A 21,155-nucleotide genomic window follows, 5' to 3' on the forward strand; every position below is an offset into this window, starting at 1 on the left:
CCTCGGACCCAGGTCCGAAAGACCTGGGTCGCAGCCGAGGTCGCGGATCTCGGTTCCGGGTCCGATCCGCCGTGCCTTCCCTGCGTGATGACGTACCGCCATGATTACTTTCGACTCGGTGGTCAAACGCCGCGGGGAACGCCACGTCCTGGCCGGCATCAGCTGTGAGGCCCGCCCCGGCCGCGTCACCGGATTCCTCGGAGCGAACGGCGCCGGCAAGTCCTCGGCCCTGCGCATCCTGCTCGGCCTGGACCGCGCCACCTCGGGCAGGGCCCTGATCGACGGCGTCCCCTACGCCCGCCTGCGCGACCCGATGCGCACGGTCGGCGCCGTACTCGACGGGTCGGGCGCCCACCGTTGCCGCACCGGCCGTGCCCACCTGCGCTGGCTGGCGCACGCGGCGGGGATTCCCCTCGCCCGCGTCGCGGAGGTGATGGCGGACGTCGGGCTCACCGAGGCCGCCGGGCAGCGCGTCGGCTCGTACTCCCTGGGCATGGGCCGCCGGCTCGGCGTGGCCGCGGCACTCCTCGGCGACCCGCCGGTCCTGGTTCTGGACGAGCCGGTCAACGGCCTGGATCCGCAGGGCATCCGCTGGATGCGTACCATGGTCCGCTCGCGGGCCGCCCAGGGCCACACGGTGCTCCTCTCCAGCCATCTCATGGCCGAACTGGAAGAGACCGTCGACGACATCGTGATCATCGACCGTGGCCGCATCGTCGCCCAGGGCACGCTCACGGAGGTCACCGGCGCCCACCGCACCCTGGAGTCCGCCTTCTTCCACCTCACCCGGACGGAGGACGGACGGTGACCACAGCGTTCAGGGCCCTGCGCGCGGAGGGGCACAAGCTGCTCACCCTGCCGTCGGCGCGGCTCGCCATCGCGCTCGGTGTCCTGCTTCCGGCCGGGATCGCCGCGCTCAACGCCCGCTCGCCGCACTGGTCCGGCGGGGTCGACGCCGGATTCACCGAGCTCGGCGTGGGCGGCGCGATCGGTGCCATCCTGCTCGGCGTCGTCGCCGTCAGCAGCGAATACACCACCGAAGGCGAGGAATCCGCGGCGACACGGCAGATCGCCGCCACTCTGACCGCCACACCGGCACGGCTCGTGGCCCTGGCCGCGAAGCTGACCGCCGTCGGCCTGCTCGCACTCGCACTCGCGGCGGCGGCCGGCGTGGCGACCTTCACCGCCGTACATCTCGTACGAGGCGAGCCGGCTTCGGCCGTCACAGCGGGACGGGTTCTCGGGGTGCAGGTCTACCTGTTGTGCACGGCCTGGCTGGCCCTGGCCCTCACCGTCCTGACCCGCAACGGCGTCGTGCCGATGGCCGTGATGATCGCCAACGCGTCGGTGATGTCGGTGACGTATCTGCTGTCCAAGGTCACGGACGCGGCGCACTACTTCCCTGATGCGGCCGGCCCACACATGTTCCTGCGCGGCGTGGCCACGGGAGCGCACGTCGCGCCGGTCACGGCAGGGCTCGTCATGGTGGCCTGGGTGACGGCGGTCCTCGCCCCGGCCGCCGTGGTGTTCTGCCGGAGGGACGCGTGAGGCTGCCACTGGCGTACCGTGCCGAGCTGTCCAAGCTCCTGAGTCTGCCTGCCGTGTGGATCACCCTGGCCGTGCTCTTCGCCCTCTCGCCCGCACTCGGCGCGGTCGCCGGACCGCGATCCGCCCCGTACACCGGCATCGGCTTCCTGGTACTCGGCGTCCTCGCGGTGACCTCGGAACACGACGGAGGACAGGCCCGGACCACCGCGATGGCGACGCCCCGGCGCCTGCCGCACCGCATCGCGTCAACGGCCGCCCTGCTCACCCTGGCGTTCCCGGCCGCGGCCGGCTGTGCCTCCGCCACACACCTGGCATCCGGACACCCGACCGCCGCGACCACGCTTCCCGCCCTGACCGGGGGACTGACCCTGGCCGCCCTCCTGGCCTCGGCGGCCGGCCTCCTGCTGCGCCACGCACACGGCACGGTCGCCCTGCTCGTCGGGTACTTCACGTTCGTCGGGCCCGTGCTGCGCGCGCGGTTCACCGGCGTGGCGGATGTGCTGCCCGACCTCGCCCCGGTGTCGGCGCGGCCCTTGCCGGTCATGCTGGCGTGGACGCTGGCCGCCCTGGCCGCCGCGTTCGTGACGTACCGGCACCGGGACATCTGACAGCACAAGCCACCGGGTGCCCCCCTGCGCGGCCACCGACGTTCGCAGGGACCACGCGACCGCCCCCATAGGTCCTGGGTGAGCTCGGGCCCCGCGGCGGGCGTTGGGTGTCACATGCTCGGTGCTCACCGGCTCAGGTGGTGAAGATCCGCTGGTGGAGGGTCCGTTCGACGGCATCGGCGGTGGCCTGCTCGCGCGGCGGGTGAGTGCCGAGACGCAGGTCCTTGACGAGGTCGGCGTCGGGGCGTCGTTCGGCCGTCTGCGGACCAGTGACCAGGAGGGGTACGCCGTGGGCGAGGGCTTCCATCACGCTGCCCATGCCGCCGTGGGTGATGAACACGGGGGGCGTGGCGCAGGTTGTCGAGGCGGGGCAGGGAGGTGTGAACCTCGACGTGGCCGGGGACCGGTCCCAGACTCGGGGCCGAGGATGGTGCCGATGGACCACTCTCTCCGCCCCGACGGCGAGCAGACGTTGCGCGGAGGGCTAGTTGATCCAGCGAGCCCGGGTCGTACCAGCCGTCAATCGCACCGCGCCACAGCCTTCGCAGCAGCACAAGTCGCGCAAGCTGCGCAGCAGGGTCCGGCGTCGTTCCTGCCCCCGAGGCCGGGTGGACGGAGGTGAACAGGACGCCGTCGGCACGGTTCACCACGCCGAGGGCGGGGCGGTAGACGCCGTTGATGGCGAGGGGTTGTACGCGCCCGTCCACCGGTCCGGACCCGCCTGCATGTTCCAGGTCGCCGCCACATGGCTGTCAGGGTTCGCGGACCGGTATTGGAGCAGTCGGCCAGGGGGGGTCACGATGGCGGTGGCTCCACGCCGACCCTTGCCGCTCTCTGACAGTGCCGGTCTGTGGACCGGCCGGGACCGCCTCTACGCAGGGTCCGAAACCCGGTGGCGTACCGCCTTTGCGACCGTGCCGGGACCGGGCGACCGCGGCGTCACCCGGAGGTGGAGCGTGGCGAGCGCAAGGCAGAGCGCGGCCATCGTGGACCACAGCGTGGTCGTTCCCGCGCGGGCCAGCAGTTGGGTGCCGAGGAGGGGAGCGAGCGTCGCGGCGATTCCCCAGCCGGTGCCGAAGACGGCCAGGTAACGGCCGCTTCCACCAGGCGGTGCGAGGTCGGTGACGAGCGCGTAGACGCGCCCCATGACCAGGAGGTCGCCGAGGCTCCACACAACCGCCGAGGCGAGCAGCGCCGGCAGGGTGCCCGAGAGGGCGTAGCCGACCAGCCCGGCGGCCAGGAGGAGATGGGCGAGGGCGAGCGCAACCGGCGTCGTGAGCCGACTCGTCCAGGGCAGCCGGATCAGCGGTTGGGCGAGCACGGTGGTGGCCGCGGTGGCGGTGAACAGCAGCCCGGCGTCGGCGGCGGGCAGGCCCTGCCGTGCGAGCGCGAGCGGCAGGGTCATCACGGTCTGCTGGTTGATCAGGGCGTAGGCGGTTCCGGTGGCCAGAACGTTCAGCAGACGCCGGTCTCGCAACGGGCGTACGGCGCTGTCGTCTTGTCTCGCTCCGGGCGGTGCCGGACGGTCGTGGGGAAGGGCCGAGCGGATCAGCAGGGCGCAGGCCAGGCAGGTCGCGGCGTCGGTGACGAAGAGCCAGCGCAGGTCCCAGCGCCCGAGCAGGGCGGCGAGCAGCCCGCCGCCCATGGCGCCCGCCGCCAGTGCGGCGCTGAACAAGCTGAACGCGCGCACCCGTTGCGGCTCCGGCACGGATTCGCCGATGATCGCCTGACTCGGCGGCTCGTGGAGCTCGAAGGCCAGCCCGAGCACCACCGCCCCGGCGACCGCGCAGGTGAGCGACGGGGAAGCAGCGATCGCGAGTTGGGCCACGGCGCATCCGCAGAGCCCGAGCACGATGGTCGTACGCGGGCCGATCCGGTCGGCCAGTCCGCCTCCGGCCAGCCGGGAGGGGATCGTCGTGAGCCCGAAGACGGCGGTGACCAGCCCGGCGGTGGTCAGGCTCGCCCCGTGATCGGTACAGATCAGCGCGGTGAGGAAGGGGAGCGAGAAGGCGCCGAGTTGGTTCACGACTCGGGCGAGCAGCAGCAGGCGGACCGTGAGGGGCAGTGGTTCCAGGCGCGACACACCGCCTCCTGTCACCGGTGAAGTGTGTAATGTCAGTGACGGGAAGCGTAGGAGAATGGAAGGTAACCGGTCAAGTGTTGTTCGACAGTCACATGAGAGCCCTGCTCGATGCTTCGGTGGCGCTCGTCAACGCGCTGACCGACGGCGAGGCACGCGGTCGCCCCTACATCGCTCCCGAGGGCGCCGAGCGGGTCGGCGCGGTCCGCGCGGCACTCTCCGCCGGAGCAGACCTGGAACCCGGCGAGGCCGACTACTTGGCCGACACCGCCCGCGCCCTGCGGACCGTGTTCGAAGCCGTGGCTGCCGACAACCTCGACGGCGCGGCCCCCGCCCTCAACACGTTGCTGCGCGAGACCGGTGCCCGCCCCCAACTCGACCGGGCTCCCGGAGAACCGTGGCAGGTCCACTTCCATGGTGCCGACGACTCCTATGCCGTCGGTTGGAGCGCCGGCTGCGCCACCGGCCTCGCCATGGCCCTCGGCGGGGACTACGCCGGACGCCTCGGAGTCTGCGCGGCACCGCGCTGCGACCGGGTCTATGTGGACACCTCCCGCAACGCCGGCCGCCAGTTCTGCTCGACGGCCTGCCAGAACCGGGTCAAGGCAGCGGCGTTCCGTGCGCGGCGCGCGAGCGACGACACATGAGCCCGGGGCGGCATCGAAGATCGGCAGGCCTGCGGGGCAGGCGACCTCGTGTGGCCGGGGCAGGGGCTGAGGCCGGGGCCGGGGGCAAGGTCGGGGCCAGTTGCCGGTGCGTCCCGGACCGACCGGCAGGAACGGCTTGTCCGTCGGCTCAACGGTCCCTGATTCCCTTGCGGTTGAGCAGGATCGATCGCGTCGCGGACCCTGGTCGCAGGTGCTGATTGAGGAAGAAGAGCGAACTCATCGTGTCGATCCGGTTGAAGAGCTTCGGCTCGTTGGCGAGGACGACGACGGCGATCCTGATGGCTGCCTGCCACTTCACATGCATTGGCCTGGTGGGCACCCGCCGCGCCGCCGAGATCGTTTGCCCACTGGGTCGCCGATCACGCCGACGCGTTCGAGCAAGGCGCGATCCCGGCAACCTGATCGCCGCCTGAGGCGCTGCCCGGGTGACCGCGGAAGCTGCCGCGCATGAGAGCAGGACCTCCCGGCGGCTCGGGTGTTTCCACCAACAAGCTGTCCGGGAGGCCCTGTTGACTCCTCTGGTGCGTCAGTCGATGGCGAGCTCGCCCATCGCGCTCCAGCCGTCCGCTCCCTCGATGGTGGTGCTCACGATGTCGGGGGTGTGGCGCAGCAGGGGGCGCATCGCTTCGAGGCCGGCGCGGAAGTGGTCGGAGTTGACGTGCGCCTCGCCGGTGCCGTCCTGGAAGGCCTCGACAAGAACGTAGGTGTGGGGGTCCTCGAGGCTGCGGGACCACTCGAACCACAGGTTGCCGGGTTCGGCGCGGGTGGCCTGGGTGAAGGCTTCGACGTGCTTCGGCCACTCTTCGACATGCTCGGGCTTTACGGGGAACTTGACAACGATGAAGATCATCCGTCGATGATAGGCCATCCAGGCTGATTTGCCGCGAGACGGGGCATACCTGGGGGCGGTCGGACCGGTATGCGTGGGAATCGGTGGCCGGGATGTTCATCTGTGGGAGGCCCCGGTCACGTCACCGATGCGTGATCGGGCTCGGCCCGATGGGCCGAGCGATGCCCCGCAGCCTCCTCACCGCAGGCCACCCGGTCACCGTCTGGAACCGCACCGTCGGCCGGGCCGACGGCGTCGTCACCGACGGAGCAACGCTCGCGGCGACTCCGGTGGAGCGGTCGAATAGAGCGGCCGTAGCCAGGTGATGGAGCGCGGGCTGACGCACGCCACCGCGATGCTGGGCACCGCAGGAATGAAGGCCAGGGAAGCGCTGCCGGAGCTGCTCTCCTCCGCCGGCTCGATCGGCGACATCCTCAGGGCAGGGGAAGAGAACCCCGGCACCGCGCTTGACGCCCGAGGACACCCCGGCGACCTCAGCACAGTCACCATGATGGGCGCGACGGCCGACCACATCGTCGAGACCAGCGCATCACTCGGCCTCGACCTCGCGCTCCCTCTGGCCGTGCAGGCCCACTACCGGCGTGCGATCGAGAGCGGACACGGCAGCCCTCGATCTCTGCCGTGCGCTTGGCTCTCCCGGTGATCTTGGCCGACACCAGGTTCCCAGGCCTCCCTCACTCGATCCGCGCCAGGGGCTCGTCAAAGAGAGACTTGACCACATGATCTCCGAGTGGGGTCATGACGGCAGCCACCACGGCGCCGACGATTGCCACGACGCAGGCCGGTGTCGTCGCGCTGTTGCGTCTGCCTCACCTGCCTGCGCGCGGTCATGGCTCGGGTACCGGGGACGATGGGGAGTTGCCGCTGCTGCTTGTCGTCACGGGAACCTCCTGGCGGCCAGCGACCAGCGACCAGCGACCAGCGACCACGGGCCGGTCGAAGGCGCCTACGCAGCCGCGGCTCGGTCCTCGTTCTCACCGGCGGGCACGCGGTCGCATGCCCGCCGGTGAGCGACCCGTCAGCTCAGGAAGCGGGAGAACATCCGGTACATGAACGTGGTCCCCTGTCGCAGCGCCTCGACGTAGATCCGCTCGTCGTTTCCGTGCATGGTGATGAGCTGGTCGTTGTCGAGTACGTACGGGTAGACCCCGTATCCGGGGATGCCGCGCTCGCGCCATGGCGCCAGGCTGGTGCCCGCTTCGAACAGGGCCGGCGCGAACACCGCGCCGGGGTAGGCCTCGCGGGAGGCGCCGGCCAGCGCGCGGAACAGGGGAGTGTCGATGTCGGCCGGCGGCGTCGCCCATGTCTTGTCGAGCTCGTCGAGGTACTCCTCCTCGGTCTTGCCTTCCGGGGCGGCGAGCGTGACGTGGATGCCGCGGCGGGCCGTCATCTCGCGGATCTGGGCGAGGAACTCGCGGGGCTTCTGCCCGCCGGGGATGCCACGGCAGTTGAGCCGGACATGTGCCGAGGACGGGATCACGTTCTCCTTGTAGCCGGAGTCCTCGATGACGAACGCATGCGTCGTGCGCAGCAGGGCGCGGTGCAGCCACGGGTAGGAGGACTTCGAGACGACGACGCTCGCGGCCCGTTCCCGTGCGTTCTGGTTGCGTGCGGAGAGCATGAGCTTGATGGCGCGGGCGAACTCCGCGTCGTCGGTCGCCTTAGCGAGCGCCGTGAAGTACTCGCGCGTCACCTCGGTGAGGTGTACCGGCGCGAGCCAACCGTCCAGTTCGGTGACCGCCCGGGACAGCGTCACGATCGCGGCGTCGGGGTTGGGCTTGGAGGAGTGGGTGGCGGTGCCGTCGGCGGTCAGGTCCAGATTGAAGTAGACCTTGTCCTGCCGGGTGGCAGTGATGAGCATCGGGGTGGTCTTGTCCTTCTGTGCCAGGAACCAGCCGCCCTCGGTGAGGACCATGCCGGCGTCGACCTTGTCCCAGTGGTGGGCCGCCAGCCACTTCGACCCGTACGAGCCGGCCTCCTCGTCACAGTCGGTGAGCACGATGATGTCGCGCTCGAACCGGGACCCCTCGGATATGTGCCGTAACAGGGCACTGATCGTCGCGGAGTTCGCCCCTTTCATGTCGAGAGCGCCGCGGCCGTACACCTCCCCGTTGCGCACCGTGCCGGAGAACGGATCGACGGACCACTTCTCCCGTTCGACCGGCACCACGTCGGAGTGGCCGAGCATCAGCAGCGGCGCGGCGGAGCTGGTTCCGGGGATTCGCGCGATCAGGTGCACGTTGTCCGGCTGCGGAGTGTCGATGATCTCCGCGGGCACGCCCGCGTTCTCCCATACCGCCTTGAGCATCTCCGCGTGCGGGCGCGTGTTCGCGCCGGTCCCGTGGTTCTGTGAGTCGTAGGACAGCATCCGCAGGAGCAGATTGAGCGGGTCCTTGTCCGCTTCCGGCACCGCGGTCGCTGCCGCCGCCGGACTCAGGGCGGTGCCGGTGAACAGGCCGATGCCCACGAGACCGGTGGCGCCGAGGGCGGCGGCGCCGACTCCGCCAAGGAAGGCGCGTCTGCCGAGGGGGGTGCGGGTCACCGCGGTCACGTCACGTGAATCGTTCATGCTTTCCTCCTTGTTGCGCGGGTGGTGATGGACGTTCGAGCGTCGCGATCACGCTGGTTCAGGGTCAATCGGTGAGGGGCGGCGGAGTCGATGAGCGGTATCTAATCTGCGACGAACGGCACTCCCGAACCTGTGGCCGCTGCCCCGTGGTCTTCACCACCACGCGACAGAACAACTGATCGGCATCGGTTCGGCGACACGACCTGACCCCCACACTCCGCCGAGTGACGGCGCCGACGCCCCTTCAGTATCTGCACCCCGTACGGTGGTGCCCCCGGAGACGTTCCGCGGGGTACCCTCCCCACCCTCCCGCACGAGCCACCGCGGCGCGCCTTCGGGCTGAAGCGCCACTGGGATCGCCTGCTCGAGAAATACGGCGACGCCTGCACCGCGATGGTGAACAAGTTCGGCAAGAGCAAAGCCCAAAGCGCGATCAAGGACTTCTCCCGCGTTCTCGGCCACCCGTCCTCCCACGGTGAGCGCATCACGAAGGTGCTACGGCGAGGCCGGAGAGATCCGGCAGAGATACGAGAACGAGCCGGATGTGAAGACGGTCATGGACACTGCCACGGAGGCGAGGGCCCGACCCGCGGAACCGGTGGACACACGGCGGCGGTCATCCTGTATCCAAGGCCAGGCTGACAGAGCGATCCCGCTGCACACGCGGGTCTCCGACGGTGCGAACATCACTGAGCCGTTTCCATCCTCACTCTGGGCTGGTCAGATGAAGGGTGAGGACGGCCTGGACGAGTTTGGTGGTCCGGGTGGTCGAGCCGCCCAGTTTGCGCAGGAGCCGCCAGGACTTGAGGGTGGCGATGGCCTGCTCGACGAGTGCTCGGATCTTCGCGTGAGACTGGTTCACCGCCTTCCGGCCTGCGGAAAGGGTCTCCCATCGGCCCCAGCACGGGATGCGGACCGTGCCACCGGCGCCCCGGTCGCCCTTGTCTGCCCAGCACCTGATGCCGGCCTCGGCGAGAGCGTCGACGATGCCGTGTTCACGGGCTGCACGGACATCGTGCACGGCGCCGGGCAACGCCGGTGAAGCCCACAGCAGCCGACCGAAGGGGGCGGCAATGACCTGCACATTCATCCCGTGCTTCTTGTGCTTGCCAGAGTAGAACGGGCGGTCCGCGGCGATGCGGTCGATCGGCAAGAGTGTGCCGTCCAGCATCACGAATGCCTTCATCGACGCGGCCCGCACCGCGTCGGCCAGGCTGGGGGCGAGGGCAGCCAAGAGCTCGACAGCCTCAGTGACGTAGCGGTAGGCCGTCGTGGTTCCGACGCCGAACCCCGCTGCCAGTTGGGCATGCCTATGGCCCACCCGCAGATGGGCGAGCGTGAGCAGGGCCTGGCGGCCGGCGCTCGGACGCCGCCAACGTGAGCCGATCTCGCGGCGGTGCCGCCGCACCTGCTGGGTGAGGAAGCGCAGGGCAGAACTGGACACGTCGACGCCCGACGGGCAAACAAGCACGTGAAGCCCCTGGTGGAGACAGTTCTCTTGGTCGAAAACCCATCTACCAGGGGCTTCACCACTTTGCCACCCCAACTGCCAAGCCACAACGGCAGGTTGGAGAAGGCTCAGTAGCTGAGTGTGTGTGCCGGGGTGGCGGCGAGGCCCGTGCCTGCGATGACGGCGACGGTGAGGACGGCAGCCCTGATTCTCTTCATTCCGGATCTTTCTGTGCTTGCGCGGGTACTGTGCCCGGTCGTCCCGGACAGGGCACGGGCCGGATCGAACAGAAGTCCCCACCCTCTAGTGCCCCGGCAGGCAACGTTTGCCCGTTAGGAGCGGCGTCCGGTGCGTGCTCTCGGTGTGCCGGACGGAAGTCCTCGTACTGGACGTACGTGGGCTTTCGTCCGGTGCGGCGAGAGTACGTGCCGGGCGTCGCGACGGGGCGAGTGTTGCCTGCCGGGGCACTAGCAAGCGACTCATGTCCTGCTGACGTCCTGCTCCCGGCAGCTCAGGCCACTGCCCCGGTGCGCAATCGGTGGATGAGGCCGTTGATCACCTGACGGGTGGTCCCTCCACGGGCCGCACCGATCATTGCTCACCGGTACCAGTGGCTTCCGCAGCGTCCACTCCTCGTCCGTCAGACCCCCCTGCTGAGCATGTCTGGAACATGGCGTCACTTGCTCGAAGAAATACGCTCACGAACGGCTGTGACGATCCAGACTGCACCCGGGATGCAGACACCGTCTGCGGTCTCGAACTCCGTGAGCGCGTCGTGCACTTCGGCATGGATACGGGTGATGGTTGTCGGGTCGACATCGCGCAGGTTGTAGCGCGTCGGGCCCATGGAGAAGAGGAAGTCGGCGGCATCGTCCGCGTCGGCGCCAAGGGTCATGGGCGCCTCGGATGGAGCCACCTCGATGTCGGTGAACCCGCTGTCGGCGAGCACCTGGCGGATGCGCGCGGGGTCGAGGAGTGACCCCATACCCCTGGAAGCGGGGGATGCCTCGCGCAGGAACGGCGAGAGTGCGGCGGTCGCACGGGCGTAGGCGCTGTCCGGACCTGCGGGCTGTGGCCCGAGGAACGCGACGCGGCCGGCCGGCACGAGCGCACGCCTGAGATGGGTGAAGGCTGCGACATGGTCGGCGAAGAACATGACACCGCCACGGCTGATGAGGACATCGAACCCGGAGACGGGAAACGGATGCACCTGTGCGTCGCCCTGCTCGAAGGCGACGTTGTCGAGACCTTCCGCCGCAGCGTCACGACGGGCGCGTTCCAGCATCGGCGCGGACAGGTCGATTCCCACGGCCTGTCCGTTGTACGCCCGTTGCCCCGCAAGGCGTGTTGTCTGGCCGGTGCCGCAGCCGATGTCGAGGACCCGGTCCTGGGCCTTGATGCCCGCGGCGGCGAACAGAGGTGCGTTGAACGCGCCCATCATCCCGTTGTAGCGCTCGGGGTGTTCGGCCCAGTGGATGCCCTCCCAGTCGTTCCATGCCTCTGCCTGCTGACGGTTGGCGATGGTGTGCACGGCTCATCCTTTCGCTCTTAGAGTCGACCTCTAGAGTTCACCTCTAGATATAGACTCCAGTCATGGGTGAAGGCAAGGGGAAACAGGGCAACAAGGCCCATGAGACGCGGCGACGGATCATCGACGCGGCTGCCGCGCTCTTCGTCGAGCAGGGCTACGGCGCGACCAAGCTGCAGGAGATCGCCGACCGGGCGGGCGTGGCGGTGCAGACGATCTACTTCGTCTTTCGCAACAAGCCCTCGCTGCTCAAAGAACTTGTCGATGTCGCGATCGCGGGCGACGACGAGCCCATGCCGACGATGGACCGGCCCTGGTTCGCGGAGGTCATGAACGCGCCTACCGCCGAGGCCGCGCTGTCCGCGTTGATCGGCGGCACTCGCAGAACACTTGAACGCGTCGCGGCCATCACCGAGATGGTCCGCGCCGCGACAGCGACCAACCCGGAGATCCGAGAGTTGTGGCCGGATCAGACAGACCCGCGGTACACGGTCATCTCTACAGCTGCGGAGTCCCTGACGAAGAAGCCGGGCGCCCACCCCGCCATCGACGCCGACGAGGCGGCGGACGTCATCTACGCCGTCCTCAGTCCAGAGCTCTTCCTGCTCCTCACGCGCGACCGCGCGTGGCCAGCAGACAAGTGGGAGCAATGGGCCTACCACACCCTCGGCTCTCAGCTGTCGGTCGACAACGGGCTCTGATCAACTCAGCCCTTGAGAAGCCGTATCTCTATCGATCACGAGGACGGTTCTGATCGAACCAGGGGCGGTTCACCGTAGGGTGCCCCGTAGTCTTGCTTGTCACGCACCTGACATGAGTCGCATCCGTGCGATGCGCCGAAGAGAGAGGTACTGAACACCATGGACAGACCGCCTTTCCGGGGCTTTTGCCGTACCGCTCTTGCGATGCTGGGCGCTGCGGTGGCGTCGGTCACGCCGGGCACCGCGGCGAGCGCGGCCGTGCCGACGGACACGTCTCACGCCGCTTCGACCGTGGCGCGAACGGCAGCCGCGCGCGGTTGCGCCGTCGTCTATTTCGACCTGGGCGAGACCCTGGTGCACACGGACGAGGACGCCCGCACCGGCTACATGCCCGGCGCGGCCGCCTATCTGCGCAAGCTGCGGGAGCGGCACGTCAAGGTCGGGCTGATCACCAACGTGCCGTCCTCCTGGGGCGAGACGGACGCCGAGCGTGCCGCCGCCCTGAAGAATGAGGTCGACGGCGCTTGGAGGGGCTCCGTCCCCTTCGCCTGGGGGGACTTCGGCGACCGGGTTCTCACTCCGCGCACCGAGGCGGAGCGCAAGCCGGCGACCGTCCTCTGGGAGCGTGCCAAGACGCAGGCGCAGGGCTGCCGGCTCGTCTACGAGGCGGAGACGGCCGAGGAGACCGACGTCGCGGCCTCGCTCGGTTACGTGGCCTACCAGACGGGTCGGCCCTCTCGCCCCGCCTACCTCCCGACCGGCGTGATCGAACGGCTGGCGCACGGCTCGAGCAACTCCCCGTGTTCTGGTGGGAGGCCGACGAGCAGTCGCGCGTGACGGAGTGTGGCGGCGGTGCCTTCGCCGACCTGTCCACCGCGCAGCGCTTCCTCGACCGCGCGCGCGAGGAGATGTCCGCTCCGGGACGCTCCCTCGAACAGGGTCACCTCCTGGTCCAGTTCGACAACCGGACCTTCCACGTACGTTGGCCCCCGGGCGAGAGCCCGGACCACGGCCGTACCCGCGGGTTCGCGGTGGAGATCGGCGCGCAGCCCGCGAGCGACCGTCGGTACGCCGCCTTCGCGGAATTCGCCGACTTCGCCCCGGCCGCGGCCTTCCTCCGCGACCGCGACGGCCGCTACTTATGGGCCAACCACTCCTATGCCCACCTCTACGGCACCACACCGGAGCGGATCATCGGCAGCCGTATCGAGGACCTCGACACCCCGTCCGACGCCGCCCAGTTCCGCGCCCTGGACCAGGAGATACTCAGCCGAGGCAAGCCGGTGCGCCACCACCTGAGCTATCACCGCACCGACGGCGGCACGGGGCAGGCGGCCGGCCATCGCTTCCCCGTCCAGGAGGGCGGCCAGACCTGCGTGGCCGGAATCTATGTCGATATCACCGAGCACGCTCGGGCGATGGACGAGCGTCGAGAAGCCGAGGAGAACCTGAAGGCACTGCGCGATCACAGCGGTCTGCCCTGCGCGCTGCTCTCGGTCGACGGCCGTATCGAACAGGCGGGCACGGCTACCGCCGAACTGTTCCGGACACGCCTGTCCGACCTCATCGGCCGCCGCGCCCACACCTTGCTCGCCGCCACACCCGACCTTCGCCTCCTGCGTCACGCGTGGGAGGGGCTGATCAGTCGCCGCATCAGACGGGCTGAGACCTCCGCCGTGCTCATCGATGCCCAGGGACGCCAGCGCCGCACGCGGCTCCACCTGGCCACGGTGAGTGGGCCCGCCGGCCGCGTCGCGCACGTGTGGGCCGTCGTCACCCACCAGAGCATCGCCTACGAGGCCCACCCCCCGCTCACCGCCGCGCAGATCCGCATACTGTCCCTCCTCGCAGGAGGCAGCACCAACGGCGAGATCGCCGTCTCGCTGGGGCTCTCCCGGCAGACGGTCGACTACCACCTCAGCCGGCTCCGGGCCCTGCTGGGCGCCGCGACCAGGCCCGCCCTCGTCGCCCGTGCCTACATCCTCGGCATCCTCGGCCCCCGCGCCTGGCCCCCGCACGCGGCTACGGCCTCATGAACTTCTGCCTACGACAACGGTGGCCAGGGCCACCCGCCCAGGGTGGTGCCGGCGGCGAGGATCTTCCCTTGTGCTTCCCGTACAGGCTCTTCGTCTTCTCGACGAAGGAGCACCAGCGCCCCGCATCGGATCCGCACCGATCACGCCTGTTCGAGAGCACGTTCTCGGCCGGCATCCGGACTCGACCGCACCCGGCTCGCCAAGTCCTCGTCTCACAGCCGTACCGGCCGCACCCGGATACACGTCACCTACCACACCTTCGACGGCCCCTACGCGGACCTCACCCCCGTGGACACCTTCACCCTCGAACGCCCCGCAAGGACGACGCCCGGAACCAACGGAGGCGATGAGGCGACCACGCGGACCGGAAGCCCCGCCCGCGTCCGCGCGGGCTCGCCGTCGTGTCGCGAGGCGGACGGGTCCCGCGGTGCTCGTCGGCCTCCACTCCCGCGTACCCCCGAGGGGGACTCGCCTTCACATCCGGGTTTGATGCCGGTGCACCAAGGTAGTCGGGGGGTAATCAAAGCCGAAGTGGTCGGTCGAGGAGCTGATCCCATGTCTGGTCAGGGAAAGAAGATCCGGGGCAAGGCCCAGGAAGCGATGGGCAGAGCCAGGGAAAAGGCTGGACGCGCCACTGGCGACGAGGAACAGCGCCTCAAGGGCACGGGCGAGCGCGTTGCGGGCAAGACCCGCCAGGCGGCCGGTGAGGCAGGCCAGACGGTGCGCGGTACAGCGGAAGAGGTGAAGGGCAAGGCGGAAGAGACCAAGGGACGGATCCGCAAGAACATGTGACGTGACCTTCCTTGTGACGCCACGTCCGACCGGCCGCCGGTCGGACGTGGCGCTGGGGAACTTTCGGCATGCGCTGTGAGCCTTCGACGGATGCGTCCTTGAAGCACGCCATCGGTCAGCATGTTCACCGCTGTACGAAGCTGTGCGGCCCTGGATCCGAAAATCGTCCCGACGCATGCCTGAACGGGACGGCTGAACGTGTTCGCCGTTGCTGTGACGCGGTGCTCGCGGCCGTCTGCGGCGACAACATCGGCTTCGTCATCGGGCCGATATGGCCGCCGCCTCGTTTCGCGTTTCGGCCGCCACGTGCTGCTGACACCGGCGCGCGTCGCCAAGAGCGAGGCATTCTTCACCCGGCACGGTGGCAGGTCATAACCGTCGGGCGCTTCATCGAGGGCCTGCGCCAGGCCAACGGCATCATCGCCGGACTCAGCGAGATGCCCTGGCGCCGATTCCTCGCATTCAGCACCCTTGGCGCAGCGCTCTGGGTGGGAACCCCGGGTGACCCTCGGAGTCCTCGCCGGCGACCACATCGGCACCCTGTATCCAGCCCTTCAACGCTACGAGCTGTACCTGTTCGCCACAGCGGCGATCGTTGTGGCCGTCCTGGTGGTGCGCCGCCTGATACGCCGCCGTAACACTTCGACATCGCCGTCGTCGCCCGCCCCGGACGACCAGGACGCCTCGACTCCTTGCTCCCCTCAGAAACACCGGCGACCTGGAGACGGCCCTCGGTCGTGAGCCAGGACGCCCAGCTGCCCGCCGCTGCCGCCGTCACCCGGAACCAGCGCTTCTGGGGCGATCCACGTCTCAGGCTGCGGGCACGCGTGGCCAAGGGGGCTCGCGAGGGGCACAGTGGACGTGTATCTGCCTGAGAGATCGGAGGACACGGTGATCTCCATCGGCATCATTCTCCTCATCGTCGGTTTCGTGACCGGCATCGGCATCCTGTGGACCATTGGGATCGTCCTGCTCGTCGTCGGCCTGGCCTTGTGGCTCCTCGGCGCCGTTGGTCATGCCGTGGGCGGACGGCGACACTACTGGTGAACCTACGACCGCTGCCGTGACTGCTGCTGTGCGCTCGGCAGCGTGCTGCACACGCCGATATCCGCGCCTCGACCGAGGGGTACCGCGCGCGGGACACGTCCCGCGCTGCTTCGCCGGACCCGCCAGGCACAAGGGCCGCCAGGTCGACGTAGCCGCTTGTACACAGCTATGACATGCCCGACAACCGGCTCCGATACGAGCAGGCCGCGGTGACCAGAGCGAAGGCGAGGAGCCCATGGCGCCGGGGGGCGCGCCCCCCGGCGCCATCATGGCTGAAAGCCGTCCCTCGTCCGTCGCCACCAAGGTCAGGCCGGTCATCAGGATCGCTGGGAGGGCGAGCAACTCCCGCCACGGGAAGGGCCCGAAGAGCGCACTCATGGTCCCGGCGAGCGTGGAGATTCCGGCGTCGAAGGCGAACCGGAACAGCAGCTCCCCGAGGCGCACCCGCCCGGCGGCGCACATCCCTTAACCGGTGCCGCACGCCAAGCGGCAACCGGTCTTGGCCTCGCCCGGGTGCAGGTCGGCGGCCCGGCGCATCGACAGCCCGGGCAGGTCGGCCACCTGACAGCCCGCCGCGCGGGCCACCGTCAACGGCAGCGCACCGATGTTGGCGTCCTGGTCCACGACCACCAGAACAGTGCCGAACTTCGCCACCAGCTTGCTGAACAGCTCCAGCAGTTTCGGCTCGGTGTTGGCAGCCGCTTGTCGTGCACGGTTCTGCCATCCGCGGTCCGGCCGTGGGCGTGGTGGAACTCCTTGCCCAGGTCCAGGCCGAGGAAGAGACCTGTCGCGGTCGTGTCGACCATGTGCGCGTGCCCCTCGCCTCTTGTGTCCCCAACTCCCGGCCGTCCCTGCGGCACCACACGCCGGCAACCACGTCACGCAGACATCCCCGCCCTCAGCGGTCCGGCATTGCGCCGGACCAGGCGGTCGTCAGGCCCCTCATCAGCGGTCAAGTGGTGCCCCGAGGCCTGGCGGCAACACCCCCCCAGATCATGCGCGCGACAGGGGGGAAACTTCAAAGCCGTCCTCGCCCTTCGTGTACGTCGCGGGCGCAGGCCGGCCCGCGTCCGACACCTTCTTCGCGGCGCTCGCTGTCTTGTCCTTGACCGGATCACACAGGGCGACGATCTGGACGCCGGGCATCGCCAGGAACAGGTCGATCATGCCGCCGCCGCGGTTGCCGAGCCCGACCATGCCGACCCACTTCGTTGAGATCGCCGATCGCCCGTGAGCGGCCACTACCATGGGTGCGGCTGCGACAGTACAACCGTCGCGACCAGGGCGGCCAAGAACGGGATGCAACCGATCCAGACCATGGTGAACCGGTCAGGTTTGACCAAGAGGCCGTCGCGTCCTGGGATCTTTGGAGCACTTGTGGACCTGTTGACGCTCCTCGACGAAGCCGTGGCCGCCCTCAAGGCTCCTCTGGGTGAGGAGGAACAGGAACAGGGCTGGACCGATGATCTCCGGCGAGAGGTCCAGGCGGAGATCTCGCTCAGCCGCTCGGCTCTGCGTCGCCATGGCGCGGGCACGGTACGACATCTGCGCCCGCGCTTCGATGAGTGGATGGAGTGGGAGGGCGTGCGGACGGGGCGACTTCGAAGCCTGGTGACCGACGTGCAACGGTGTTTCGTGGACGCGCAGAGGGCAGCGTAGGATGCCCGCCGACGCCCGGATGCTGCGCGGCAGCGTAGTCAGGTCGGGCGATCAGTCGGCGAATCCGCCATTGCTCTTCAGTAGCTGTCCGTTGATCCACTGGCCCTGCGGTGAGCACAGGAACTCCACGAGGTGAGCGGTGTCCTGCGGGCTGCCCAGACGGCCCAGCGGCGTCTGGCGGAGTACATGCTCCCGAAGGTCGTCGGACATCCAACCCGTGTCGATCGGCCCCGGGTTGATCACGTTGGCGGTGATCCCGAGGTGGGCGAGTTCGTGGGCAGCGGCCAGGGTGATGCGGTCCAGTGCACCCTTGCTCGCCCCGTAGGGCAGGTTGCCGACGGTGTGGTCACTGGTCAGGCCGATCACACGTCCGGTTCCCGGAGCCCCGTGGAAACGCCGGCCGTACTCGCGGACAAGCAGCCAGGTGGCACGCGCGTTCACCGCGAAGTGGCGGTCGAAACTCTCCAAGGTGGTGTCGAGCAGGCCGGAGTCGACCGACTCGCAGTGGCACATCACCAAGGCGGTGATGGCGCCGAGGCGGCTCTCGGCCTCGTCGAAGACGCGCTCCGGGGCTCCCGGATCGGCGAGGTCCGCCTCCACGGCCACCGTTTCGGCGCCCCGTTCCGCCAGGCCCTTGGCGATGGTGTCCGCCGCGTCGGCCTCGACGCCCCAGGCCATGCGCGCGTCGTAGGGCGTCCAATAGGTGAAGGCGACGTTCCAGCCCGCCTGGGCCAACTGGCGAGCGATACCCGCACCGATCCCGATGGAACGACCGACGCCGGTCACCAACGCAACCGGCCTGATGGTGTCGGACAAGGGCTTCTCCGTTCATGGGCCTGGCAGCGCAGGAGTTCGTGGATGGCCTGGTCGGTGCCGCCGTGCCGTCCGGTGGCGAAACAGCGGTCGGAAGACGCTCGGTGAGGATCACCACCAGTCGTGCCCTGTCAACGCCCCGATCAGCACGCCGGGAACGGTGGCCAGCGCACTCGACGGCCATCACATGCGTAGTACCCGGCCGATCCGTGGTGAACGGATGCCCGGCCGGCATCTCGCCGAATGCCGTCAGCTGCCCCTCGAACCGAGCGGCCTCCGCCTGCGCCCTGCGCCGCCGCTCACCCCGCGAAATCACCTGGTCATCCTCCTCCTGAGGATCGCTCAGCGCCAGCGGGTTCGCCCGCCCCGGACCACACCGATCCCCAGAGCTGCGCATCCACAACGGACATCAACGCACGAACGGTCCTCAGAGGCCGCCGTCACTGCGACCGCGCGCGCCTCGACCCGGCGGGTTCGGCGCGTTGCTCGTACGCCCACACCGCCAGTTGTGTGCGCGAGGCGGACCCCGGTCTGCGCAGGATGCGTTCGACGTGGTTCTCCGTGGTGCGCTGGGCGATCGTCAGGCGCGCCGCGATGTCCTTGTTGCTGAGGCCCTCGGTGACCAGCTCCGCGACCTGGCTCTCGCGCCGCGTCAGCCCCGGCCGCCGCGCCGACTCCGCGGCCTCGGCCGCGTCGTCCAGTACGTAGGCCATCGCCTCGTCCACGGTGGCGCGCGCACCGCGGCGAAATCATGGTCGGTTCTGCACTGTTCCTGATCGTCGGGTTCATCGCGGGAGCGGGGGGCGCGGTCGCGTCAGCGATCTACTACCTCAGCTCAGGTGTCCAACTGTCCGCCCCGGAAAACAAGTTCGGAGACTCCCTGTCCCAACACATGCCCGACATCATCGAGATCGGGCTCGTATTCTGGCTCACACTCGGACTGTTGGCCGCACTCACCAGGGGGATCCCTCGTCGGTACCTGGTCTTCGTCCTGTGCTCCTACGGCAAACTGCCCTGGCGACTCCGTGCGTTCCTGGACTGGGCCTGTACCGCAGGAGTGCTGCGGCTGTCGGGTAACGCCTACCAGTTTCGCCACCGCGAAATCCAGCGGTGGCTCGTCAGCCACCATTCCCCCACCGACGACCGAGCATAGGACGCAGAGCGATCCGTTCCGGCAGCCGCGTGGTGAACGGGCCGCTCGGCAGGGCCGAGCAGCTCGAGGCTCCCAGAACGGCGAACGCGCGTTCGTGGTGCGCTCGCGGCGTCACACCCGGCGGGCCAACCTGGTAGTTCCCTGTACTCCGTGGGCGCGTTGCGCGATCCAGCCGGCCATCGCCCGTACGCCGACGCCGATGGCGCGCTCGTCCGGGGAGAAGTCGGGATAGTGCGGGTAGCTCGTGGTGATGGATGCTCCAGGAGCGCGGACGCCGAGAAACGTGTACGTACCGGGGATCCGGTCCAGGTAGAGGGCGAAGTCCTCGCCGCTGAAGGGCGGGAAGGCGGTCTGAAGCTCGATGACCGTGTCACGGCCGACGGTGCGGCGCAGGTGACGGGCGAGCAGGTCGCCGTCGTGCTCCGGGCAGACCAGGGCCGGGAACGGCTCGGCGGGGAAGCGCGTCACGGTCCCCGCGTACGCCATGCTCGCTCGGCGGATGTCCCCACGGACCTCCACGTACCGCTCCGGCGGCCAGCAGCGATAGGACACCTTTACCATGGCCTCCTGGGGCGTGGCCCGGAGGGCTACGAACCGCGCCAGCGGACCGTCGGGCGTCTTGGAGTCGGCGATGATGCGCTCCAGGTCCGCCGCGGTCTGCGGCAGTGCCACAGTGGCGAGCGCGCCGATGTCGGCGCTCAGGCGCCGCGCGGTATCGAGCGCGTCCGACCCGGAGAGGGTCACCTCCGCCTTGTCCTGGCCCGGCATCCCGTAGCCCGACGTCACGGCGAACCTGCCGACCGGGAAAGGGCCGCAGTGCAGCGCATGGATCTCCTCGATACCCATACGCTCCAACACGCCCGCGTCGATCAGCGCGCGGGCGCCGGACAGGGCCTCCTCGGCAGGCTGGAAGAGGAAGACCACCGTTCCGCTCAACCGCTGCCGCAGCCGCGCCAGGACCCGAGCGACGCCGATACCCACCGCGGTGTGGACGTCATGGCCACAGACGTGGGCCGGCGCGGGACCTGTCCCGACGATATCCGAGGGCGGAACCGCGTCCATGTCGGCCCGGTAGGCAACGGTCCGGCCCGGACGCGTACCCCGCAGGACACCGACGACGCCGTGACCGCCCACCCCGGTGGTCACGGTCAGCCCCGCCGCCCGCAGCTCCCGGGCCACCACAGCGGCCGTACGCTGCTCCAGCCCCGGGGCTTCGGGGTGCCGGTGGATGTCCCGCCGCAACTCGATCAACGCGCGCTCCAGACACGCCACTTCCGCGGCCACCGCCGCCTGTCTCACCGGCCCTCCCCATCCTCCGGCCACGGCCGTGTCTGCGCCTGCGAACATCGTTCCCGCACCGGCCGCCGCTGCCCCGGCCAGTAACGTGCGGCGCCCGAGAGCGCGTTCCATGGGACGACTCACTGGTTCCTCCTTCGGCTCACGTTGTTGTCCGGGAAACACGATCGCCGCACATTGCTGCCGCTGCCCATCCGGTCGGCCACCATGGGGGAGTGGGGGTAGCCTCCCGCCCGAATCTCTGGTTCTGCCGACGTCGCAGCTCACCGAGGTGACCCCGCGCCGCGAGAACTAGCCGTCCACCCGCCGCCGTTGATGGCCGAACTGGTCCGGGTACTGGAGACACGGATCCTCGAC

Annotated in this window: 22 protein-coding genes and 3 pseudogenes; 13 read left to right on the forward strand and 12 right to left on the reverse strand. The window is 69.4% G+C overall.

Features of this window, described 5'->3' with window-relative positions:
- Positions 1–100: 100 nt before the first annotated feature.
- The 3 genes from NGF19_RS27740 to NGF19_RS27750 are packed head-to-tail and all read left to right on the forward strand — an operon-like array spanning position 101 to position 2,156.
- Positions 101–808, forward strand: a complete 708-nt coding sequence (locus NGF19_RS27740) for an ABC transporter ATP-binding protein (RefSeq protein ID WP_252428317.1) — start codon at positions 101–103, stop codon at positions 806–808.
- Positions 805–1,548 carry a hypothetical protein gene (locus NGF19_RS27745; RefSeq protein WP_252428318.1) on the forward strand — a complete coding sequence of 248 codons (744 nt, stop codon included), beginning with the start codon at positions 805–807 and terminating at the stop codon, positions 1,546–1,548. Before NGF19_RS27740 ends, NGF19_RS27745 begins: the two co-directional genes overlap by 4 nt.
- A complete protein-coding gene (locus NGF19_RS27750) occupies positions 1,545–2,156 on the forward strand; it encodes a hypothetical protein (RefSeq protein WP_252428319.1) in 612 nt (203 codons plus the stop codon). Before NGF19_RS27745 ends, NGF19_RS27750 begins: the two co-directional genes overlap by 4 nt.
- Before the next feature lie 133 nt (positions 2,157–2,289).
- Here NGF19_RS27750 and NGF19_RS27755 read toward each other — a convergent pair whose 3' ends face one another.
- Both NGF19_RS27755 and NGF19_RS27760 read right to left on the reverse strand, forming a co-directional pair.
- Positions 2,290–2,601 carry a hypothetical protein gene (locus NGF19_RS27755; RefSeq protein ID WP_372505943.1) on the reverse strand — a complete coding sequence of 104 codons (312 nt, stop codon included), beginning with the start codon at positions 2,599–2,601 and terminating at the stop codon, positions 2,290–2,292.
- A 426-nt stretch (positions 2,602–3,027) separates the two neighbouring features.
- Positions 3,028–4,239: an MFS transporter gene (locus tag NGF19_RS27760; protein WP_252428321.1), complete on the reverse strand. Its 1,212-nt coding sequence runs from the start codon at positions 4,237–4,239 to the stop codon at positions 3,028–3,030.
- A gap of 74 nt (positions 4,240–4,313) precedes the next feature.
- Between NGF19_RS27760 and NGF19_RS27765 the strand changes: the two genes are divergently transcribed.
- Entirely contained in the window at positions 4,314–4,883 is a 570-nt protein-coding gene (locus NGF19_RS27765; RefSeq protein WP_252428322.1) for a CGNR zinc finger domain-containing protein, read from the forward strand.
- Between the two features lie 148 nt (positions 4,884–5,031).
- Here the strand turns inward: NGF19_RS27765 and NGF19_RS27770 are convergent, their stop codons facing one another.
- Positions 5,032–5,223, reverse strand: coding sequence for a hypothetical protein (locus NGF19_RS27770; RefSeq protein WP_252428323.1), 192 nt, complete (start codon positions 5,221–5,223; stop codon positions 5,032–5,034).
- A 207-nt stretch (positions 5,224–5,430) separates the two neighbouring features.
- Positions 5,431–5,754: a putative quinol monooxygenase gene (locus NGF19_RS27775; RefSeq protein ID WP_252428324.1), complete on the reverse strand. Its 324-nt coding sequence runs from the start codon at positions 5,752–5,754 to the stop codon at positions 5,431–5,433.
- 92 nt (positions 5,755–5,846) lie between these two features.
- On the opposite strand from NGF19_RS27775, the pseudogene NGF19_RS31225 reads away from it, so the two are divergent.
- Positions 5,847–6,397, forward strand: a pseudogene (locus NGF19_RS31225) (imine reductase family protein).
- Between the two features lie 375 nt (positions 6,398–6,772).
- Here the strand turns inward: NGF19_RS31225 and NGF19_RS27785 are convergent.
- Positions 6,773–8,323, reverse strand: a complete 1,551-nt coding sequence (locus NGF19_RS27785) for a M20/M25/M40 family metallo-hydrolase (protein ID WP_252428325.1) — start codon at positions 8,321–8,323, stop codon at positions 6,773–6,775.
- Between the two features lie 393 nt (positions 8,324–8,716).
- Between NGF19_RS27785 and NGF19_RS31230 the strand changes: the two genes are divergently transcribed.
- The gene (locus NGF19_RS31230; protein WP_372505944.1) at positions 8,717–8,965 is read left to right on the forward strand and encodes a hypothetical protein; all 249 of its coding nucleotides are present in this window, start codon (positions 8,717–8,719) and stop codon (positions 8,963–8,965) included.
- Between the two features lie 64 nt (positions 8,966–9,029).
- On the opposite strand, the gene NGF19_RS27790 is transcribed toward NGF19_RS31230, so the two are convergent.
- Positions 9,030–9,794 (reverse strand): transposase family protein, encoded by a 765-nt coding sequence (locus tag NGF19_RS27790; RefSeq protein ID WP_252428326.1) that lies wholly within the window; start codon positions 9,792–9,794, stop codon positions 9,030–9,032.
- Between the two features lie 655 nt (positions 9,795–10,449).
- A complete protein-coding gene (locus NGF19_RS27795; protein ID WP_252428327.1) occupies positions 10,450–11,304 on the reverse strand; it encodes a class I SAM-dependent methyltransferase in 855 nt (284 codons plus the stop codon).
- Positions 11,305–11,366: 62 nt separating this feature from the next.
- Between NGF19_RS27795 and NGF19_RS27800 the strand changes: the two genes are divergently transcribed.
- The 5 genes from NGF19_RS27800 to NGF19_RS27820 all read left to right on the forward strand — a co-directional run bounded on the left by NGF19_RS27800 (position 11,367) and on the right by NGF19_RS27820 (position 15,877).
- On the forward strand, positions 11,367–12,002 hold the full coding sequence (locus tag NGF19_RS27800) for a TetR/AcrR family transcriptional regulator (RefSeq protein ID WP_252428328.1): 636 nt from the start codon (positions 11,367–11,369) through the stop codon (positions 12,000–12,002).
- Between the two features lie 204 nt (positions 12,003–12,206).
- The gene (locus NGF19_RS27805; RefSeq protein WP_252428329.1) at positions 12,207–12,839 is read left to right on the forward strand and encodes an HAD family hydrolase; all 633 of its coding nucleotides are present in this window, start codon (positions 12,207–12,209) and stop codon (positions 12,837–12,839) included.
- On the forward strand, positions 12,803–14,038 hold the full coding sequence (locus NGF19_RS27810; protein ID WP_252428330.1) for a PAS domain-containing protein: 1,236 nt from the start codon (positions 12,803–12,805) through the stop codon (positions 14,036–14,038). Before NGF19_RS27805 ends, NGF19_RS27810 begins: the two co-directional genes overlap by 37 nt.
- Before the next feature lie 555 nt (positions 14,039–14,593).
- The gene (locus NGF19_RS27815; protein WP_252428331.1) at positions 14,594–14,830 is read left to right on the forward strand and encodes a CsbD family protein; all 237 of its coding nucleotides are present in this window, start codon (positions 14,594–14,596) and stop codon (positions 14,828–14,830) included.
- Between the two features lie 891 nt (positions 14,831–15,721).
- Positions 15,722–15,877, forward strand: a complete 156-nt coding sequence (locus NGF19_RS27820) for a DUF6131 family protein (protein WP_252428346.1) — start codon at positions 15,722–15,724, stop codon at positions 15,875–15,877.
- Positions 15,878–16,363: 486 nt separating this feature from the next.
- Here NGF19_RS27820 and NGF19_RS27825 read toward each other — a convergent pair.
- Positions 16,364–16,683, reverse strand: a pseudogene (locus NGF19_RS27825) (IS110 family transposase); the annotation flags it as partial.
- A gap of 211 nt (positions 16,684–16,894) precedes the next feature.
- Positions 16,895–17,161 (reverse strand): annotated as a pseudogene (locus NGF19_RS27830) (gfo/Idh/MocA family oxidoreductase); the annotation flags it as partial.
- Between the two features lie 93 nt (positions 17,162–17,254).
- On the opposite strand from NGF19_RS27830, the gene NGF19_RS27835 reads away from it, so the two are divergent.
- Entirely contained in the window at positions 17,255–17,536 is a 282-nt protein-coding gene (locus NGF19_RS27835; protein ID WP_252428332.1) for a hypothetical protein, read from the forward strand.
- A 51-nt stretch (positions 17,537–17,587) separates the two neighbouring features.
- On the opposite strand, the gene NGF19_RS27840 is transcribed toward NGF19_RS27835, so the two are convergent.
- Positions 17,588–18,352 carry an SDR family oxidoreductase gene (locus NGF19_RS27840; protein WP_252428333.1) on the reverse strand — a complete coding sequence of 255 codons (765 nt, stop codon included), beginning with the start codon at positions 18,350–18,352 and terminating at the stop codon, positions 17,588–17,590.
- Between the two features lie 437 nt (positions 18,353–18,789).
- On the reverse strand, positions 18,790–19,074 hold the full coding sequence (locus tag NGF19_RS27845) for a response regulator transcription factor (RefSeq protein WP_252428334.1): 285 nt from the start codon (positions 19,072–19,074) through the stop codon (positions 18,790–18,792).
- 26 nt (positions 19,075–19,100) lie between these two features.
- On the opposite strand from NGF19_RS27845, the gene NGF19_RS27850 reads away from it, so the two are divergent.
- On the forward strand, positions 19,101–19,502 hold the full coding sequence (locus NGF19_RS27850) for a hypothetical protein (protein WP_252428335.1): 402 nt from the start codon (positions 19,101–19,103) through the stop codon (positions 19,500–19,502).
- A gap of 111 nt (positions 19,503–19,613) precedes the next feature.
- Here NGF19_RS27850 and NGF19_RS27855 read toward each other — a convergent pair whose 3' ends face one another.
- A complete protein-coding gene (locus NGF19_RS27855) occupies positions 19,614–20,912 on the reverse strand; it encodes a M20 metallopeptidase family protein (protein WP_252428347.1) in 1,299 nt (432 codons plus the stop codon).
- Positions 20,913–21,155 lie beyond the last annotated feature (243 nt).

The sequence above is a fragment of the Streptomyces macrolidinus genome, assembly GCF_023887685.1.
Classification (GTDB): domain Bacteria; phylum Actinomycetota; class Actinomycetes; order Streptomycetales; family Streptomycetaceae; genus Streptomyces; species Streptomyces macrolidinus.

Bases quoted from the DNA above. Each gene is read 5' to 3' on its own strand.
- NGF19_RS27740 (WP_252428317.1), top strand. From the start codon at position 101: ATGATTACTTTCGACTCGGTGGTCAAACGCCGCGGGGAACGCCACGTC.
- NGF19_RS27815 (WP_252428331.1), top strand. From the start codon at position 14,594: ATGTCTGGTCAGGGAAAGAAGATCCGGGGCAAGGCCCAGGAAGCGATG.
- NGF19_RS27800 (WP_252428328.1), top strand. From the start codon at position 11,367: ATGGGTGAAGGCAAGGGGAAACAGGGCAACAAGGCCCATGAGACGCGG.
- NGF19_RS27775 (WP_252428324.1), bottom strand. From the start codon at position 5,754: ATGATCTTCATCGTTGTCAAGTTCCCCGTAAAGCCCGAGCATGTCGAA.
- NGF19_RS27805 (WP_252428329.1), top strand. From the start codon at position 12,207: ATGCTGGGCGCTGCGGTGGCGTCGGTCACGCCGGGCACCGCGGCGAGC.
- NGF19_RS27785 (WP_252428325.1), bottom strand. From the start codon at position 8,323: ATGAACGATTCACGTGACGTGACCGCGGTGACCCGCACCCCCCTCGGC.
- NGF19_RS27850 (WP_252428335.1), top strand. From the start codon at position 19,101: ATGGTCGGTTCTGCACTGTTCCTGATCGTCGGGTTCATCGCGGGAGCG.
- NGF19_RS31230 (WP_372505944.1), top strand. From the start codon at position 8,717: ATGGTGAACAAGTTCGGCAAGAGCAAAGCCCAAAGCGCGATCAAGGAC.
- NGF19_RS27855 (WP_252428347.1), bottom strand. From the start codon at position 20,912: ATGGAACGCGCTCTCGGGCGCCGCACGTTACTGGCCGGGGCAGCGGCG.